We start from the raw sequence: 17,577 nt of genomic DNA, 5'->3' as shown, positions 1-17,577 counted from the left end.
CGTCCAGCTCGTTGATCAAGATTATCATCCCCAGCCCGATCAGCAGGACCGGCACGAACAGCAAGACCGGCTTGGCGCGCCACACAAGCGCCGCGCGCCAGGGCACCCGCACGCTCTTCATCTCCCAAAACATGAACACAAGCCAGGCCGATGTGTTGCCAATCGCGGCCACCCAAGGCGAAGTCATCGCGCCCATCAAGGCCTGCAGCGTCAACGCCTCGCCCGCGCACAAAAGCCGCGCCGCCGCAAACACGGCAAAGATCAAGGCAACCACTTGGTTCAGCGCGATAAAACACAGCATCCATTTGAGAAACACGATGACAGCGCGGCCCTTGGAGTAAGATAACATGTCCGCCAGAATTAGCCGCCCACACATTATAGTCACGCGAAAACCTCCAAACGCATCCGGCAAGCATTCCCGGCGTTTACAAAAACGAATGCTTGAACTCGCCCGACATTCCCCGTGAATTACCCGCGTGCAACCACCAGCGCAGGCGTAGCACAATGGATAGTGTAGCGGTCTCCGAAGCCGTTGATCCGGGTTCGACTCCCGGCGCTTGCACCATTCTCTTTTTGGAGAAAAGCCGGAGGGAAACTTTAGATTTTTTAGAAATCTAAAAAAATACCCCGTTTCAGCATTGGCTGCCCGACATGGATTCGAACCATGACTAGGCGAGTCAAAGTCGCCTGTGCTGCCATTACACCATCGGGCAAAATAAGGGGCATGACCTTGGCGCGATTCGCAGACACGTCAAGAGCGGGATTTCACCAGTCGCAATTTTTCCGCATATCCACCGGCTTTTATTCGGATATCACATACCCCTCCGCCCTCAGGGCGCTCATCGCGGCGGGAAGCGACTTCGATTGCACCAGGATGTAATCCGTATTGTAGGTCGAGAGCGCAAAAATGCTGATGCCCTTCGACGAAAGCACCCCCGTGATCCGCGCGAGGATTCCCACAAGTGAAAAGTCCAGGACGCCTTCAATTTTCAAGACGCGCCAGTCGCGCTGGATGCTTGCGCACACTGCCGATGCAGGCACCCCGCCTTCCTCGCACACAAGCGAGACTTCATCATCGGTGAGTGTGAGCGAAAACAACGCGCGTGGCTTCGCCTCCATTGGAAACGCAGGGACGGAACCGGCAAGTTTTGCGACGACGTAGGCCCCCGGTAGTAACTGGAATCGCAACTGCATTTTTTGAAATATTGGGCGGGGAACCAAGGGTTACTGTTTTCGTTTCTTCTTTCCTGTCGGCTTTTTCGCAACGGCAAACGCTTCGTAAGCGGCGGCAAGCGCGGGCGGAATGCGGCCTTCAACATACACGCCGGTGTCAAATTGCTCCTCGTGCTGCACATGCCCGAGCTTGTGCAGTTTCGCAACAAGGTCGTAACGGGTGTGCGGAATATACAGTCGCGCGGACGCGTATTGGTCGGCAATCAGCCCGGCGCAGCGGGCAAGCAGGACGTCCACGTTTTCACCAGTGGCCGCGCTCACAAAACACGCGTCGGGCGCAAGCGCCAGCGCACGCGCGCGCGCGGTGGCATCGGCGAGGTCGGTTTTGTTGAAAACCGTGACAATCGTCTTGTCCGCGGCGCCGAGCTCGTCGAGCACGGCGAGCGTCGTGGCGTGGTGCTTTTCAAAATCGGGGTTCGAGACGTCGATGACGTGTATCAGAAAATCGGATACAATCACCTCCTCGAGCGTGGCCTTGAACGCCTCCACGAGGCGGTGCGGCAGGCGCCGGATGAAGCCGACGGTGTCCGTGACCAGGAGCTTCTGGTTGTTTGGCAGCACGAGCTGGCGCGTGGTCGGGTCGAGCGTGGCGAAGAGTTTGTTTTCAGCGAGCACATGCGCGCCGGTGAGCCTGTTGAGGAGCGTGGACTTGCCCGCGTTGGTGTAGCCCACAATCGACGCGGTCGGCACCGGCACGCGCATGCGCCGGTGGCGCTGCACGTCGCGCTGGCTGACGACCTTGGAGAGCTCGAGGCGCAGGTGCGTGATGCGGTCGCGCACAATGCGGCGGTCCTGCTCGAGCTGCGTCTCGCCCTCGCCGCCAAGCTTTCCGCGTCCGCGCTGGCGCGAAAGATGCGTCCACGCGCGAGTGAGGCGCGGCAACGAGTATTCCATGCGGGCGAGCGCGACTTGAAGCACGGCTTCGCGCGTGCTGGCGCGCTCGGCAAAAATATCGAGGATCACCTCCTCGCGGTCGATAACTGCAACGCCGGATTCCTTTTCCCAGTTGCGCTGTTGCGCGGGCGAGAGCGGCTCGTCAATGACGATCAAGTCGGCGTGCGCGGCGCGGGCCGCCGCGATGACCGCATGCGTCTTGCCCGAGCCGAGCAGCGTGGCGGCATTGGGCGTGCGCAAATTGACAAGCTCCTCGGAGACGACGCCGATGCCGAGGTTTTCAACAAGTTCGCGAAGCTCATCGAGCAACTCGCGGGCCTCGCCGGGTTTCATGCCCGGAGTTTGCACGCCGACGAGAAAGGCGCGCTCGCATTTCTTGGAATCATCGGTCGATGGCGTGGCTGTGAGAAAATCTGCCATGTGTGTTTGAAAGCGCGTAGAGGAAGCGGGAATCGGGCAAAATGGAAGCCGAAAGCGTCGGAATGGAGAGAGGAGGCGATCTTTCTTTTAATTGCGCCCTTGCGAACGGGTGCGGCGCGCCTTTTATCCGTTCCCATAGACTTGGCACAGGGTTTGGTTTCGCATGCGTTTATTTCTCTCAACTTTTCTTTTCATCATGACTTCTCTCGCGACATCCGGGCAGTTCGTTTATTTTGGCACTTACACACGCAAACCTCCGAGCAGGGGATTTATGTGGCGGGGTTTGATGAAAAAGTTGGCGCGACATCCGAGCCGACGCTGGCGGCGGAAGCGGCGAACCCGACCTTTCTGGCAACGCATCCGACACTGCCGGTGCTTTACGCGGTGGGCGGCGACGACAAGACGGGCGGTGTTGTGCTGGCATACGCGATTGATCCGAAATCGGGAGGGCTCACGCTTATCAACCAAGTCGCCGATGGTGCGACAAACGGCACTTACATCTCGGTCACACCGGACGGGCGCACAGTGCTCACTGCGCATTATTCGGGCGGGTATTTGCAATCGTTTCCGATTCGCGCGGACGGCTCGCTCGGCGAGTGCGCGTCGCGTGTCGAGCACACGCTGACGGGAAAACATCCGCAGCAATCAGCGCCTCATCCGCATTGCATCAAAGTGTCCCCTGACGGATGCTTCGCATTTGCGGCGGACCTGGCGGCGGACAGGATTTTCTCATATCGCATCACGCCTGAAAGCAAACTGGCCGACGGCAAAGTGGCCGCGGCGCTTGCGGAAGGTTGCGGCGTGCGGCACCTGGCATTTTCCCCGGACGCGCGGTTCATGTATGCGATCAACGAGCTGGCCGCAACGGTGACGGTTTTCGCCTACGATGCCGCGACCGGAGGGTTGCGCGAAATCGAAACCGTTTCGACGGTTCCCCCGGATTTTTCGGGACGCCGCTGGTCGGCGGAAGTGGCGGTGCATCGCTCGGGAAAATTCCTGTATGCGTCAAATCGCGCGAACGACGAGAGCATCGCGGCGTTTGCCGTCGATCCGGCGAGCGGACGGCTGGCGTTCTTGCAGCGCACGGGCGGCCTGGCGCACCCGCGGCATTTTGCGATCAGCCCGGACGGCGGCTGGCTGCTCTGCGCGAACCAGGATGCGAATAACGTCGCAAGTTTCCGCATCGACGCGACGACAGGGAAACTCGCGGAGCCCGCAAAACGATTCGGCGTGCCGGCGTGCGTGTGTGTTGTGTTTTGGCCCGCGAAGTGATCTTATCCGTGCTTCTCGAAAAATGAGTGTTCCGCGCATGCGTTTTTGTATTTTGGGGAGCGGCAGCGATGGCAATTGCGCGCTGCTCCAGACTCCGCGCGCGCGTGTGCTGATTGACGCGGGATTTTCCGCGCGACGCACGAACGAACTGCTTGCGGGCGTGGGTGAGTCGCTTGCGAACATCGACGCGGTTTTTATCACGCACGAGCACGGCGACCATGCGTCGGCGATCTGCGGGCTGGCGAAACACGCGCAAATAAAAGTGTTCGCGAACCGGGCGACGGCGCGCGTTGTGCAGGCAAAACTAAAGCACACCCCGGCGTGGCAGTTGTTCGAGACAGGCGCGCGCTTTGATTTTCTCGATCTGCAGGTGGAAAGTTTTTCCGTGCCGCATGACGCGCAGGAACCGGTGGGTTTTTTGTTCACGCATCACGGCAATGCCGCGCCGGAGAACAACGGCGCCGCGCGCAGCGTCGCGTGGCTGACCGACCTGGGGCACACGCCGCGGCACATCCACGAGCGCATTCGCAACGCCGAGGTGCTGGTGGTCGAGGCGAACCATTGCCCGGAAATGTTGCAGGCTGACAAGCGGCGCCCGTGGTCGACCAAGCAGCGCATCAGCGGCCGCCACGGGCACCTCTCGAATCACGCGGTGCGCGAACTGCTTGAATCCGTGGAGAGCCCGGCGTGGCGGCAAATTTACCTCACGCACCTCAGCCGCGAATGCAACAGCGCCGAGGCGATCCAGCGCGCGCTTGACGGGATCGACGCGAAACTGCGGTGTCCGTTTGCCATCGTGCCCCCGGGCGAGAGCACGATGTTTTATGAGTTTGCGTGAGGGGAAAATTGGCGCGCGAACATCGCGCGCGTATTTGTTTTCGAATACATGCACCGGCGGCGTCCCATCCGCGCAGACGGCCCGGATGGCCGGGACTGCGGGGAAGGAAACACCTGCCGGCAAAGTGTGTGCGCGAGCCCTTGGACGCCGCGCGCTTATCACGCGGCCCCGGCGAGCACGGGAACAGGCGGCGCGACGCTCGCCGCTCGAACGGGCAGGTTGAGCGTGAGGATGCCGTTGCGAAGGTCCGCCGTCATTGTTGACGGATCGTAACCGTAACCCACGCGCAGGCAGAGCATGTAGTCGCGCTGCACGCGCTCGAGCTGGAGGCCGTTCCAGTTTCGCCGGATAAATCGTTTCTTGCGCGCCGTGATCGTGAGATCGGGGCCTCGCATCGTAATGTCCACCCCGGTTGCGTCGACGCCGGGAACGTAGACGATGAGTTTCATGGAGTCACCTTCGTGCTGACAATCGTAGTGCGGATTGCGGAACTCGGATTTGGCAATGCGGTTGCTACTGTCGGTTTCGGTTGTGGTGTCGGTGTGGATCATTGTGTGCATGTGTGCAGTTACTCCTCTCTCGGGTTTGAGAAGGCCGGGCTTGATTGGCTAAAACGTGTTCCGAAAGAAAAACGGATGTTTATGCCGTATTGCCCGTGCCGTTCGTTTTCTTTGTCCAGGACATGACGGAAATCTGTCGCAATTGAACGCAGAAAACACACGCGCGGGCCTTCGTAAACGAAGCGCCGGCGTGGCTGCGATAATGCTGTGATGACAGATTCATGTGATGGACTTGACGAGTGACATGGATATTCGTCCACAGGTTCCCGACAAGTTTTTATTTTGTCCCGCGAATATTTCGCATAGATTTTACCCGATTATGAAATCACTGAATGATGATAAGACAACGGTGGCCGAGCTTAAGGCGCGCATCCTCGCGTTCGTGCACGAGCGCGAGTGGGAGCAGTTTCACGCGCCCAAAAACCTGAGCATGGCGCTCGCCGCGGAGGCGGGCGAATTGATGGAGCATTTTCTCTGGGCCGAGGCCGGCGCGTCCCGCGACATTGCAAAAAATGATCCGGCCCGGCGCAAAAAGATCGAGGAGGAGCTCGCCGATGTGATCATCTACGCGCTTGAGTTTGCAAACGCGACCGGCATCGACGTGGCGGCGGCGATCGAATCAAAGATGGAGGCCAACGGAAAAAAATACCCGGTCGAGAAGGCGCGCGGGCGCTCGGAAAAATACACGGAACTGTGAAACAAGATGGCGGGGCAAACCATCCCGGCCCGGCCATAGGTTTCGATCCTCCTCGAAAAACAGAATGACAAAACTTTCCCAGAACTATCAGGACCGTTTCGGCGGTGCGGGACGATTATTCGGACGCGAGGGACTGTCGCGTTTGCACGACGCGCATGTGTGCGTGGTGGGCGTGGGCGGCGTGGGCTCCTGGACGGTCGAGGGCCTGGCGCGCTCGGGTGTCGGCGCGCTCACGCTCATCGATCTCGACGATGTGTGCGTGACCAATGTGAACCGTCAGCTGCCCGCAATCGAGGGCGAGATCGGACGGCCCAAGGTCGACGTGCTTGCGCGGCGCATGCGGCTGATCAATCCGGAAATCCGCGTCGAAACACTGCCGGAGTTTTTTACCTCGGCAACAGCGGAGCGAATGCTTGCGACACGCTTTGATTGCGTGATCGACGCGATTGACTCGGTGACAAACAAGGCGCTGCTCATCGCAAGTTGCGCGCAACGCGGACTCGCCTGCGTGACGGTGGGCGGCGCGGGCGGCAAGCGTGACGCGAGCGCGATCCGCACGGGCGACCTCGGCGAATCCGTCAGCGATGATTTGTTGCGGCTGGTGCGAAAAAAATTGCGCCGCGACCACGGGTTCGCGCGCGGCGAGGGACACCGCTACGGCGTGCGCTGCGTGTATTCGGCGGAGAAGCCGGTTTATCCGTGGGCGGACGGCACATGCTCGACCGAGCAGGAGCCGGGGAGCAACCTCAAGCTCGATTGCGAGAGCGGCTTTGGCACGGCGGTGTTTGTGACAGGGGCGTTCGGCCTCGCGGCGGCGGGCGAAGCCGTGAGGCTCATTGCGGAATTGCCACGGGAAACTTCAGGCGCTTAACTTCTGGGCGCAATGTGCTGCCGTTACATGCTTTTGGGAGACCATGCGCGGGATCTTCTCGCGGCGGCGGGCATTCCCGACGAGGAGGGCGACACCGCGTATCCAGGCGACAACTACAACATCGCGCCGTCGTCGAAAATAAAAGTGGTCCGGGCAAAACCGGGGCGCGTGAAACGCGAGCGCGAATGCGTGTCGCTGCACTGGGGATTGCGATGGCATGGCGCCGGGGTGCAGCGGACGAGCACGCCGCCGATTGTGAATGTGCGCGCGGAGTCGCTGCTCTCGAAAGCGGGGTTTCGCGATGCGCTGATGTCGCGCCGTTGCCTGATTCCCGCGAGTGGTTTTTATGAATGGGAAAAGGCCGGGCGGGCGCGTTTTCCGTGGCTTTTTCAGTTGAGGGATGAACGTCCGTTTTTTCTGGCGGGCATCTGGGACAGCTCGCCCGACCGCGACGCGAACGGGGCGTGCGCAATCATCACGACGGAGCCAAACAACGTGATGCGCCCGATCCATCACCGCATGCCAATGATCGTGCCGCCCGAAGACGCAACCAGGTGGCTCGACGGCGATGCGCGAGACGGCATGAGCACGTTATTATTGCTGCCTTTCGAGGATGCGTTGATGCGCGCGAGGCGCGTTTCAAGCCATGTAAACAACACGCGCAACGCAGGCCCGGAGTGCGTCGCCCCGCCCGCGGCTGATGACGAGCCCGACGGGCGGCAGGGAATGTTGTTTTGAGGGAGGCAGGCCGCGGCGCGCGTTCAGCGCTTGGAGCAATTGCATGCGCCAAGGGCTAGGAGTGCGACAAGCAAAAGCGGTAAAATGCTGTGCGAGGGGATTTTCATGGGGAGGGTTTTCCACTTTTCATGGTGTGAATTAAACCGGCGCGCAATGGAAAATGGGGCGGGAAGCGTATGCCCAAGGGTAAAAAAAAGCGCGCCGGAGTGCGGCGCGCCTTGAGAGTTTTTGTCTCGCGAGGGCGCACGCCAGGCGGCGCCCCTGCGGGAATCAATTAGTAGTCCATTCCGCCGCCAGGGGGCATGGCGGGAGCGGCTTTTTCCTTTTCAGGAATGTCCGTGATCATGCACTCGGTGGTGAGGAGCAGGCCGGCGATCGAGGCCGCGTTCTGCAGCGCCGTGCGGGTGACCATCGTCGGGTCAACAACACCGGCTTTCACGAGGTCCTCGAACTTGTCTGTCGCCACGTTGTAGCCGATCGCGCCTTTCGAGCCGAGCACTTCCTTCACAACCACGCCGCCGTCGATGCCGGCGTTGGCGCAGAGTTGCTTGAGGGGGTGCGCGATGGCGCGGCGCACGATTTGCGAGCCGATCTTTTCGTCGCCGTCGAGTTCGAGGGCGTCGATTGCCTTGGCGGTGCGCAGGAGGGCGACGCCGCCGCCGGCGACGATGCCTTCCTCAACCGCGGCGCGCGTGGCGTGGAGGGCGTCCTCGACGCGGGCTTTCTTTTCCTTCATCTCGACTTCGGTGGCCGCGCCGACATTGATGACGGCGACGCCGCCGGCGAGCTTGGCGAGGCGCTCCTGGAGTTTCTCGCGGTCGTAGTCGCTGGTGGTTTCGTCGATCTGGCGGCGGATTTGTTTCACGCGGCCCTGGATGTCGGACGACTTGCCGGCGCCTTGGACGATGGTGGTGTTTTCCTTGTCAACGACGATGCGCTTGGCTTTGCCGAGGTCGGCGATGGTGAGGTTCTCGAGTTTGAGGCCGAGGTCCTCGGTGATGCACTTGCCGCCGGTGAGGATGGCGATGTCCTCGAGCATGGCTTTGCGGCGGTCGCCGAAGCCGGGGGCCTTGACGGCGCACACGTTGATGGTGCCGCGGATTTTGTTCACGACGAGCGCGGCGAGGGCTTCGCCTTCGACTTCCTCGGCGATGATGAGGAATTGCTTGCCGGTCTTGGCGACGGTCTGGAGGAGGGGAAGAAATTCCTGGAGGTTGGAAATCTTCTTCTCGTGGATGAGCACGTAGGCGTCCTCGAGGACTGCTTCGAGCGTGTCGTTGTTGGTGGCGAAGTAGGGCGAGATGTAGCCTTTGTCGAACTGCATGCCTTCGACGACATCGAGGGTGGTTTCGATGGACTTGGCCTCCTCGACGGTGATGGTGCCGTCCTTGCCGACCTTGTTCATGGCGTCGGCGATGATCTGGCCAATCTCGGTGTCCCAGTTGGCGGAGACAGTGGCGACCTGACGCACTTCCTCGGTGTCGCTGACTTTCTTGGATTGTTTCTTGAGCTCGGCGACGGCGGCGGTGACGGCCTTGTCGATGCCGCGCTTGAGGAAGATCGGGTTGGCGCCGGCGGTGACGTGCTTGAGGCCTTCCTTGTAGATGGCCTCGGCGAGGACGGTGGCGGTGGTGGTGCCGTCGCCCGCGGCGTCGGAGGTCTTGGAGGCGACTTCCTTCACCATTTGCGCGCCCATGTTTTCATAGGGATCGGGGAGCTCGATTTCCTTGGCGACGCTCACGCCGTCCTTGGTGACGGTGGGAGAGCCGAATTTTTTGTCGATGACGACGTTGCGGCCCTTGGGACCGAGCGTGGCCTTGACGGCTTTGGAGAGAAGCTCGACGCCCTTGAGCATTTTCTGGCGTGCGGCTTCGTCGAAGAGGAGTTGTTTGGCTGCCATGTGATTAAATAAGTTTAAGTTTTAAGATTAAGTTTAAGGCGGGTTCTGATTCGGATTTTAACCGCAGATGGACGCGGATTGACGCAGATTCAAACAGGATTGCCGCAAAGGGGCACAGAAGTCGCAAAGAACGGAATTGTTCCTTTTTGCGCATCTTGTGCTTTTTTGCGGCTGTTTTGATCTGTGCTCATCTGTGTTTATCCGCGGTTGAAATTCTTATATTCAGATTTGGTGAGTGGTGGATTAGGCGAAGATGCCGAGGATGTCGTCTTCGCGGACGAGGGTGTATTTCTCGTCGTCGATTTTGACCTCGGTTCCGCCGTATTTGCTGATGAGGACCTTGTCGCCGACCTTCACTTCGAAGGGAACGACTTTGCCGCTGTCGTCTTTCTTGCCGGAGCCGAGCGCGATGACTTCGGCCTCCTGCGGTTTTTCCTTGGCGGAATCGGGAATGATGATGCCGCCGCGGACTTGTTCTTTTTCTTCGATGTGCTTCACGAGGACGCGATCACCGACAGGCTTGATTTTGATTTTGGCCATAGTGTGTTTTGGTTTTTGGTTTGGGTTGAGGATTGTTGGTTGAGGGGAAATTTTTTAAAAAAACTCAATTAAACACGGAGGACACTGAGAGCACAGAGATGAAAAACATGCGTTCTGTTTTCTCCGCGGACTCAGTGTTCTCCGTGGTTAGTTAATTGGTTTATTCCTTCTTCTTGTCGTCATCGACGACTTCGAAGTCGGCGTCGACTACGTCGGCTTTTTTGGGCTCGTCTTTTTTCGGCTCACCGGCGGGCGGGGGTTGCGCGCCGGCGTCGGCTGCGCCCGCGGCTCCGGCAGCTTGCTGGGCGGCCTGCGCCTGTTGATAGAATTCGGCGCCGATCTTTTGAAGGTTTTCCAAGGCGGACTTCATTTGGTCGGCGTTGTCGCTCTCCAATGCTTTTTTCGCGTCGGCGAGGGCGGGCTCGACTTTGCCTTTCACGTCGGCGGGAAGTTTGTCGCCGGCGTCCTTCATGGCTTTTTCGAGTTGGTAGATGGTGCTGTCGAGCTGGTTTTTGGTTTCGACGGCTTCCTTGCGCTTCTTGTCTTCCTCGGCGTGGAGCTCGGCCTCCTTGGTCATCTTTTCGACTTCATCCTTGGAGAGGCCGGAGGAGTTTTGGATGGTAATTTTTTGCTCCTTGCCGGTGCCGAGATCCTTGGCGGAAACGTGGAGGATGCCGTTGGCGTCGATGTCGAAGGTGACTTCGATTTGCGGCGTGCCGCGGGGCGCGGGCGGGATGCCGTCGAGCTTGAAGGTGCCGATTTGTTTGTTGTCGCGCGCCATGGGGCGCTCGCCCTGGAGGACCACGATTTCGACTCCGGGCTGGTTGTCGGAGTAGGTCGAGAAGGTTTGGGTCTTCTTTGACGGGATGGTGGTGTTGCGCGTGATCATGGGCGTGGAGACGCCGCCGGCGGTTTCGATGCCGAGCGTGAGCGGCGTGACGTCGAGGAGGAGCACGTCCTTCACGTCGCCCTTGAGGACGCCGCCCTGAATCGCGGCGCCGATGGCGACGACTTCGTCGGGGTTGACGCCTTGGTGCGGTTGTTTGCCGGCGAGTTGCTTGGCGATTTCAACGACCTTGGGCATGCGGGTCATGCCGCCGACGAGCACGAGTTCGTCGATGTTGCTGGCGGCGAGGCCGGAGTCCTTCATGCAGTTCTGGAAGGGCGGCGTGCAGCGCTGGAAGAGGGTGTCGCAGATTTGCTCCATCTTGGCGCGGGTGAGCGTGACGTTGAGGTGTTTCGGACCCGTGGCGTCGGCGGTGATGAAGGGCAGGTTGATGTCAACGGACTGCGTGGAGGAGAGGGCGATCTTGGCTTTCTCGGCCTCTTCCTTGAGGCGCTGGAGAGCCATTGGGTCCTTGCGGAGGTCGATGCCGTTGTCCTTTTTAAAATCGTCAACGAGCCAGGTGATGAGGGCTTCGTCCCAGTTGTCGCCGCCGAGGTGTGTGTCGCCGTTGGTGGCCTTCACTTCGAAAACGCCGTCGCCGATTTCGAGGACGGAAACGTCAAAGGTGCCGCCGCCGAGATCGAAGACGGCGATTTTTTCGTCCTTCTTTTTGTCGAGGCCGTAGGCGAGCGAGGCGGCGGTGGGCTCGTTGATGATGCGGAGGACTTCGAGGCCGGCGATTTTGCCGGCGTCCTTGGTGGCCTGGCGCTGGGCGTCGTTGAAGTAGGCGGGGACGGTGATGACGGCTTGCGTGATTTTGTCACCGAGGTAGGCCTCGGCGTCGGCCTTCATCTTGGCGAGGACGAACGAGGAGATTTGTTGCGGCGCGAAGGTCTCGGTTTTGTCGCCGACCTTGGCCTCGATGTAGGCGTCGCCGTTTTTGCCCTCGACGATTTTGAAGGGGAAGCTGGCGGCCTCCTTTTGGATTTCGGCGTATTTGCGCCCGATAAGGCGCTTGGCCGAGAAGATGGTGTTTTGCGGATTGGTGACGGCCTGACGTTTCGCGGCCTGACCGACGAGACGTTCGCCGGTTTTTGTGAACGCGACGACGGACGGCGTGGTGCGCGCGCCTTCGGCGTTGGGGATGACGACGGCTTCCCCGCCTTCCATGACGGACATGCAGGAGTTGGTCGTTCCAAGGTCTATTCCTAAAATGCGGCTCATAATGTGGAATCATTAAGCAATGCGCGTGCCGTCAAAAATAACGATTTACTTTAATCGCTGAAAACCAATGAGTAGAAAATTTATAAATGAGACAATGAGGCTAAAATTAGCGGAGAAAAACACCGAAAAAATTAAAAAATGAGACAGGTTGACACAACGTTGACGCAGTTGATTTTGACGCGCGCCAAGCAGTGACACAGGCGAGGCAAAATCAAAACTGCGGGATTTTCAGATATTAAAATTCTGGGCTTTGGCATTTTGCCATTTGGTTATTACCGACGTTTCCACATCGCCCAAACGCTAGGGCCGGGAAGGTTTTTCGAAGTGAGGATGGCCGAGACTCACCGAGACGGTAGTCAAACTGTCGCTTTGCCCGGAACGCCCTACCACAATACGGCAAGGTAAACCGAACATTCGCTGAAACCCACAAGTTGGCTGCCCGCGCCACTCGACTCGATCCGGTCAATTCAATGTCATGCCCCTCACAATGCCACGCTGGGGACGGCTTCGTGGACGGGGATGAGAAGTTTTTCGATTTCGGGACGCGGGAGTTTTTGCAGGTGCTCGAGGGTCACGCATTGGGCGTCGGTGAACTTGCCAGTGCCGGTGCGGCGGAGGCGCGAGAGGTGCGCGCCGCATTCAAGTTTCTGGCCGAGGTCGTGCGCGATGGTGCGCACATACGTGCCCTTGCTGCAACGGAGAGTGAAGTCGATCTCGGGCGTTTCCCAACGATGTAGTTCAAATTTGGATACGCGAATAAAGCGCGGCTCGCGCTCGATTTCCTCGCCTTTGCGCGCGGCTTTGTAGAGCGGGACGCCGTCGATCTTGATGGCGGAAAACATGGGCGGCGTCTGGTATTGGTCGCCGATGAAGGTTTTCATGGCGGCAAGGATTTGCTCCTGCGTAAAGGGCGGCACCGGGCGCGTCTCAAGCATCTCGCCCTCGGCGTCCTGCGTGTTGGTGACCTTGCCGAGGGAGATCGTGCCGGTGTATTCCTTGTCCACGCTCATGAGGTATTGCGAGGCGCGCGTGGCCTTGCCAACGAGCACGATAAGAATGCCCGTGGCCATCGGGTCGAGCGTGCCGGCGTGGCCAATGCGTTTCATTTTCAGGATGCCGCGGAGGCGCGCGATCACGTCGTGCGATGTGTGGTCGGTGGGTTTGTCGATGAGGAGGACGCCCTCGAGTTCTTTGGGTGGAACCAACATGATGAAAATTAAGAATTAAGAATTAAGAAGCGGATGCTGCCGCGCCGCGTGTGAAACGAGTTCGAGTGCATGTGCGATGCCTGAGGGTTTGTTTTTTAATTTTGAAAATCTTGGTTCTTAATTTTTTACCGCGTCGAGTTGCGCGGCGATGGCGGTGACGAGTTGGGCGCGAAATTCGGCGAGCGACGGGGCTTTTTTCATGTTGAGGCCGGCGGCGCAAGCGTGCCCTCCCCCGCCGAAAATGGCGGCGATGCGGTCAACGCGCATGGCGGGATTTTTGGCGCGAAGGCTGGCCTTGATCGCGCCGGGGCGCTCCTCGATGAGCACGCCGATTTCGACGCCGTCGATGCAACGCGCGTAATCGACCAGCCCCTCGGTGTCCTCGGGCGTGGTGCCGGTGAGGTCGAATATGCCGTCGGGGAGAATGCCGATGCAGGCGCGATTGTCGCACTCGCGGGTGAGCGAGCGGAGGAATGCGTCGAGGAGCTTGAGTTTGCCCCAGCTTTCGCGCTCGTAGATTTCGTAACCGGCCTCGGCGGGGCTGGCTCCGCGCGCGACGAGCTCGGCGGCGAGCTTGAAGGTGCGGGGCGTGGTGCTGCCGAAACGGAATTGGCCGGTGTCGGTGTTGATGCCGGCGTAGAGAGCCCTGGCGGTGATTTCGTCGATGGGAAGGCCGAGGTCGAGAAACATGCCCGCGAGCATTTCGCAAGTGGCGGCGGCGGCGGGATCGACGATGTTGTGCGCGGCGAAATCGGCGTTGGAAAGGTGATGGTCGATGCAACCCGCGGGTGAGGGAAAGCGGTTTCGAACCTTGGCGCCGCCGCGGTCGTGGTCAGCGCAATCGACGAAGATGGATGTGAGTGTGGAATTATCAGACGAGCCGGACTGCGGCTCGGTGGTTCCGGGCATTTCGTCGGGAAGGAAAAAAGGAGTTTCAGGGGCAACGAGATACTGGATGCGACGGGGAACGGGGTCGCCGTTGACGCAGATTGTTTTGTGTCCGAGTGATTGGAGAACGCGGGCCAGCGCGATTTGCGAACCGATGCAATCGCCGTCGGGACGGGCGTGACCGATCACGGCGACGGGCTGGCCGGATACGGAGTCGAGAAGGGCTTTGAAAAGTGGTGTGAGTTGCGGGAAATACATAAGGAAAAAAGAAGTCAGGAGTCAGAATACAGTAGCCTGAAGTCGGAATAACGCTGCCGCGCCGATGAAAGTTTAAGTTGGGAGTTTCAAAATTCCGGCGCTCCGACCTCTACCCTTCAGTCTTTCGGTTTTTCAGCCTTTTCCTCCAGCTCGTCGAGAATGCCGAGGATGCGGTTGCCGCGCGCGGTGGAGGTGTCGAGTGCGAAGGTGAACTTGGGCATGTATTTGAGGATGATGCGGCGTCCGAGTTCCTGGCGAAGGTCCCTTTCCTTTTTGCGCAGCCAGCGGAGTTTTTGCCCGGCGAAATCGGGATCGCCCACCACGGAGACATGCACGCGGCAGTCGCGCAAGTCGGGCGCGGTCGAAACGGCGCTGATGGTGATCGTCACCGCCTCGCTCTGATATCGCTTGCGAAGAATGTCGCTGAGTTCGCGCTGGATGAGTTCGTTGACGCGGAGTGTTCGGTTGGACATGTGTGAAGGAAATGTCTGAAGGCCTGAAGGCTGAAGAATCAAATTCGTTCGCGCCGTTTTCAGTCTTCAGACTTTCAAGTTTTCAGGCTTTCAAAGTCAGAGCGATGCCCTGACTTTTTGAATCTCGAAGCACTCGATGACGTCGCCGATTTCGTAGGCGTTGTAGTCGCCGAGCTTGATGCCGCATTCGAGGCCGGCGCGCACTTCGTTGGCGTCGTCCTTGAAGCGTTTGAGCATTTCGATTTTGCCCTCGTAGGCGATCTTGTTGCCGCGGCGGAGGCGGGACTGCGCGTTGCGAGTGATCTTGCCCTCGGTGACAAGACAGCCGGCGACAAAGCCCTTCGCGAGCGGGAAGGTGGCACGCACTTCGGCGGCGCCGAGTTTGACTTCCTTGAGATCGGGTTCGAGGAGGTCGGCCATCATTTCGCGCACGCGGTCCGCGAGTTCGTAGATGATGCCGAATGTTTCGATGCGAACCTTGTGGTGCTTGGCGAGCGGAGTGACGCCGTTTTCGAGCTTGGTGTTGAAGCCGATGATCGTGGCGGAGCCGGTGCTGGCCATGAGCACGTCGTTCTTGGAAATAAGGCCGACGTCGGTCGAAACGATTTCGAGCGCGACTTTGCTGGACTTGATGTTTTCGAGAACACTGCGAACCGCCTCGGTGGAGCCGTAAACATCCGCCTTGATGATGATCTTGAGCGTCTTTTGTTGCGAGGCGGCGATGTTGGCGAAGAGCGCGTCGATGGAAGTTTCCTTGGGCGCGGCGGCTTGGGAGGTGGCGGCGAGCTTGGCGGCGTGCTGCGCATCCTCGGCAAGGCGCTCGGCCTCGCGGGCGTTCTTGACTGCCTTGAATGTGGCGCCGCTGTCGGGCGCGCCGGACCAGCCGATGACGCGCGCGGGCGTCGAGGGAGGAGCCTCCTTGATTGCGTTGCCGCGGTCGTCATACATGGCGCGGATTTTGGCCCATTGCTGGCCGCAAACGATGGAGTCGCCGACCTTGAGCGTGCCGCGTTGCACGATGACGGTGGCGAGCGGACCGCGACCAACGTCGATTTGGGATTCGATGATGACACCGCTGGGATCGGCCTTCGGGTTGGCCTTGAGCTCGAGGACGTCGGACTGGAGAAGGATCATCTCCATGAGGTCGGATATGCCGGTGCCCTTGATTGCGGAAACAGGAACGGTGATTGTCTCGCCGCCCCAGTCTTCGGGGGCGATTCCGTGCTGCTGCATCTGCGCCTTGACCTGGTCGAGGTTGGCGCCCTTGACGTCCATTTTATTGACGGCAACGATGATCGGCACCTTGGCGTTTTGCGCGTGGGCGAGAGCCTCCTCGGTTTGCGGCTTGAATCCGTCGTCGGCGGCGATGACGAGAATGGCGATGTCGGTGGCGTCGGCTCCGCGCGCGCGCATTTTGTTGAATGCGGCGTGGCCGGGAGTGTCGAGGAATGTGATTTTGCGGCCGTTGTATTCGATCTGGTAGGCGCCGATGTGCTGCGTGATGCCGCCGGCTTCGCCCGAGGCGACATGGGCCTTGCGGATGCTGTCGAGAAGCGAGGTTTTGCCGTGGTCAACGTGGCCGAGGATGCAGACAACGGGCGGACGCGGGGCGAGGTTTTTCGGGTCGTCCTCGGCGGCGGCTTTCTTGGCGCGGGCTTTTTTCTCCTCGGCCTTGGCTGCTTGCTGCGAGGCGGCGTCACCGCGGTGTTTGACCTCAAGGAGGTAGCCGTGTTTTTCGGCAACCTTGATGGCAACGCCCTCGTCGATCGCCTGGTTCATGGAGGCGAACACGCCCATGCCCATGAGCTCGGAGATGAGCTTGAAAGGCTTGAGTCCGAGCGCGGGCGCAAAATCGCGCACGATCACGGGCGGCTTGAGGCTGATTATTTTCAGCTCGCCGTCACCGGCCTCGGATGGCTGATCCGGAGTTGCGGACGCCGGGGCAATCGGCGGCGTGGTGCCGGGAATTGCGGGCGTCGGTTTCGGCGCGCTTGCAATCGGCGGCGGGGGCGGCGCGGAAACGGGGCGCGGCGCTGGCGGCGGGGGCGCGGAAACAGGACGGGAGACTGGTGCCGCGGGCGGCGGCGAAGCCGGGCGCGGAGCGGATTGCGCGGGCGCGGCCGAGGGCGCGGGACGCACTCCGGGAGTTTGCGGAGGCGAAGGTGGAACCGCGGGCGCGGAGCGGACGGCGGGAATGCTTGCGGGGCGCGGCGAAGCCGGCTTGGGCGCGGGAATTGCGGGCGGCGGCTTCGGCGCGGAAACAACGGGGGGCGGCGGCGGAACAGCCGGGGCGGCCTTGCGGGGCGCGGCGGGCTTTTCGACGGGAGCGGCGGGGCTCGGTGACGATGCGGCTCTGGCGGCATCCTCGGCGGCTTTTTTAGCGCGGGCGGCCTCCTCTTTTTCACGCGCGACATCGGCGGCGGATTTTACCGTGGGAATCTGAACAGGCGCGGGCGCGGCCTCCGGTTCCGGCGCGGGTGGCGGTGGTTGCGCGGCGGCCTCGGCCGTTTTGTTTTTTTCCGCGAACTCCTCCACAATTGCCTCGGCGCTGATGTTGTCGATGGTGCTGGAGACGCTTTTAACGTCAAATTTGCGCTCTTTCAGCATGGCCAACAATTCCTTGTTGTTCATGCCGATTTTTTTAGCGAGTTCGTGGATGCGGATACTCATTCAGGTA

The 17,577-nt window shown here is 60.2% G+C and carries 16 protein-coding genes and 2 tRNA genes; 7 read left to right on the top strand and 11 right to left on the bottom strand.

What is annotated here, in order from left to right; translation table 11 throughout:
- Window positions 1–11 precede the first annotated feature (11 nt).
- Together CKA38_RS16425 and CKA38_RS09760 are read left to right on the top strand one after the other, a co-directional pair.
- Entirely contained in the window at window positions 12–341 is a 330-nt protein-coding gene (locus CKA38_RS16425; protein ID WP_236919307.1) for a hypothetical protein, read from the top strand.
- A gap of 149 nt (window positions 342–490) precedes the next feature.
- A tRNA-Arg gene (locus tag CKA38_RS09760) sits at window positions 491–565 on the top strand.
- Between the two features lie 74 nt (window positions 566–639).
- Here the strand turns inward: CKA38_RS09760 and CKA38_RS09755 are convergent.
- The 3 genes from CKA38_RS09755 to hflX all read right to left on the bottom strand — a co-directional run bounded on the left by CKA38_RS09755 (window position 640) and on the right by hflX (window position 2,547).
- Window positions 640–713, bottom strand: a tRNA-Gln gene (locus CKA38_RS09755).
- Window positions 714–801: 88 nt separating this feature from the next.
- Window positions 802–1,194: an ACT domain-containing protein gene (locus CKA38_RS09750; protein WP_108825300.1), complete on the bottom strand. Its 393-nt coding sequence runs from the start codon at window positions 1,192–1,194 to the stop codon at window positions 802–804.
- Between the two features lie 30 nt (window positions 1,195–1,224).
- A complete protein-coding gene (hflX, locus tag CKA38_RS09745) occupies window positions 1,225–2,547 on the bottom strand; it encodes a GTPase HflX (RefSeq protein ID WP_108825299.1) in 1,323 nt (440 codons plus the stop codon).
- Here hflX and CKA38_RS09740 point away from each other — a divergent pair, their 5' ends adjacent.
- Both CKA38_RS09740 and CKA38_RS09735 read left to right on the top strand, forming a co-directional pair.
- Window positions 2,548–3,819, top strand: a complete 1,272-nt coding sequence (locus CKA38_RS09740) for a lactonase family protein (RefSeq protein ID WP_257791566.1) — start codon at window positions 2,548–2,550, stop codon at window positions 3,817–3,819.
- Between the two features lie 22 nt (window positions 3,820–3,841).
- Window positions 3,842–4,657, top strand: a complete 816-nt coding sequence (locus CKA38_RS09735; protein ID WP_236918991.1) for an MBL fold metallo-hydrolase — start codon at window positions 3,842–3,844, stop codon at window positions 4,655–4,657.
- 158 nt (window positions 4,658–4,815) lie between these two features.
- Here the strand turns inward: CKA38_RS09735 and CKA38_RS09730 are convergent, their stop codons facing one another.
- Entirely contained in the window at window positions 4,816–5,208 is a 393-nt protein-coding gene (locus CKA38_RS09730) for an Hsp20/alpha crystallin family protein (protein ID WP_236918990.1), read from the bottom strand.
- Between the two features lie 328 nt (window positions 5,209–5,536).
- On the opposite strand from CKA38_RS09730, the gene CKA38_RS09725 reads away from it, so the two are divergent.
- The 3 genes from CKA38_RS09725 (at window position 5,537) to CKA38_RS09715 (ending at window position 7,523) form a co-directional block, all read left to right on the top strand.
- Complete coding sequence (locus CKA38_RS09725) at window positions 5,537–5,914, top strand: nucleotide pyrophosphohydrolase (RefSeq protein WP_108825297.1); 378 nt, start codon at window positions 5,537–5,539, stop codon at window positions 5,912–5,914.
- Window positions 5,915–5,978: 64 nt separating this feature from the next.
- Entirely contained in the window at window positions 5,979–6,785 is an 807-nt protein-coding gene (locus CKA38_RS09720) for a tRNA threonylcarbamoyladenosine dehydratase (RefSeq protein ID WP_108825296.1), read from the top strand.
- 12 nt (window positions 6,786–6,797) lie between these two features.
- Window positions 6,798–7,523: an SOS response-associated peptidase gene (locus tag CKA38_RS09715; protein ID WP_108825295.1), complete on the top strand. Its 726-nt coding sequence runs from the start codon at window positions 6,798–6,800 to the stop codon at window positions 7,521–7,523.
- 274 nt (window positions 7,524–7,797) lie between these two features.
- Here the strand turns inward: CKA38_RS09715 and groL are convergent, their stop codons facing one another.
- From groL to infB, 7 genes are all read right to left on the bottom strand, one after another.
- The gene (groL, locus tag CKA38_RS09710) at window positions 7,798–9,423 is read right to left on the bottom strand and encodes a chaperonin GroEL (RefSeq protein ID WP_108825294.1); all 1,626 of its coding nucleotides are present in this window, start codon (window positions 9,421–9,423) and stop codon (window positions 7,798–7,800) included.
- Between the two features lie 243 nt (window positions 9,424–9,666).
- The gene (locus CKA38_RS09705) at window positions 9,667–9,963 is read right to left on the bottom strand and encodes a co-chaperone GroES (protein WP_108825293.1); all 297 of its coding nucleotides are present in this window, start codon (window positions 9,961–9,963) and stop codon (window positions 9,667–9,669) included.
- 160 nt (window positions 9,964–10,123) lie between these two features.
- The gene (gene dnaK, locus CKA38_RS09700; protein WP_108825292.1) at window positions 10,124–12,073 is read right to left on the bottom strand and encodes a molecular chaperone DnaK; all 1,950 of its coding nucleotides are present in this window, start codon (window positions 12,071–12,073) and stop codon (window positions 10,124–10,126) included.
- Window positions 12,074–12,555: 482 nt separating this feature from the next.
- The gene (gene truB, locus CKA38_RS09695; protein ID WP_108825291.1) at window positions 12,556–13,281 is read right to left on the bottom strand and encodes a tRNA pseudouridine(55) synthase TruB; all 726 of its coding nucleotides are present in this window, start codon (window positions 13,279–13,281) and stop codon (window positions 12,556–12,558) included.
- Window positions 13,282–13,398: 117 nt separating this feature from the next.
- A complete protein-coding gene (locus tag CKA38_RS09690; RefSeq protein WP_108825290.1) occupies window positions 13,399–14,427 on the bottom strand; it encodes a DHH family phosphoesterase in 1,029 nt (342 codons plus the stop codon).
- A 116-nt stretch (window positions 14,428–14,543) separates the two neighbouring features.
- Complete coding sequence (rbfA, locus tag CKA38_RS09685) at window positions 14,544–14,900, bottom strand: 30S ribosome-binding factor RbfA (protein WP_108825289.1); 357 nt, start codon at window positions 14,898–14,900, stop codon at window positions 14,544–14,546.
- A gap of 96 nt (window positions 14,901–14,996) precedes the next feature.
- A complete protein-coding gene (gene infB / locus CKA38_RS09680) occupies window positions 14,997–17,570 on the bottom strand; it encodes a translation initiation factor IF-2 (RefSeq protein WP_108825288.1) in 2,574 nt (857 codons plus the stop codon).
- Window positions 17,571–17,577: the final 7 nt, after the last annotated feature.

It is taken from the genome of Ereboglobus luteus, assembly GCF_003096195.1.
Lineage (GTDB): Bacteria > Verrucomicrobiota > Verrucomicrobiia > Opitutales > Opitutaceae > Ereboglobus > Ereboglobus luteus.
This window is presented reverse-complemented; position numbering and strand designations above follow the sequence as displayed.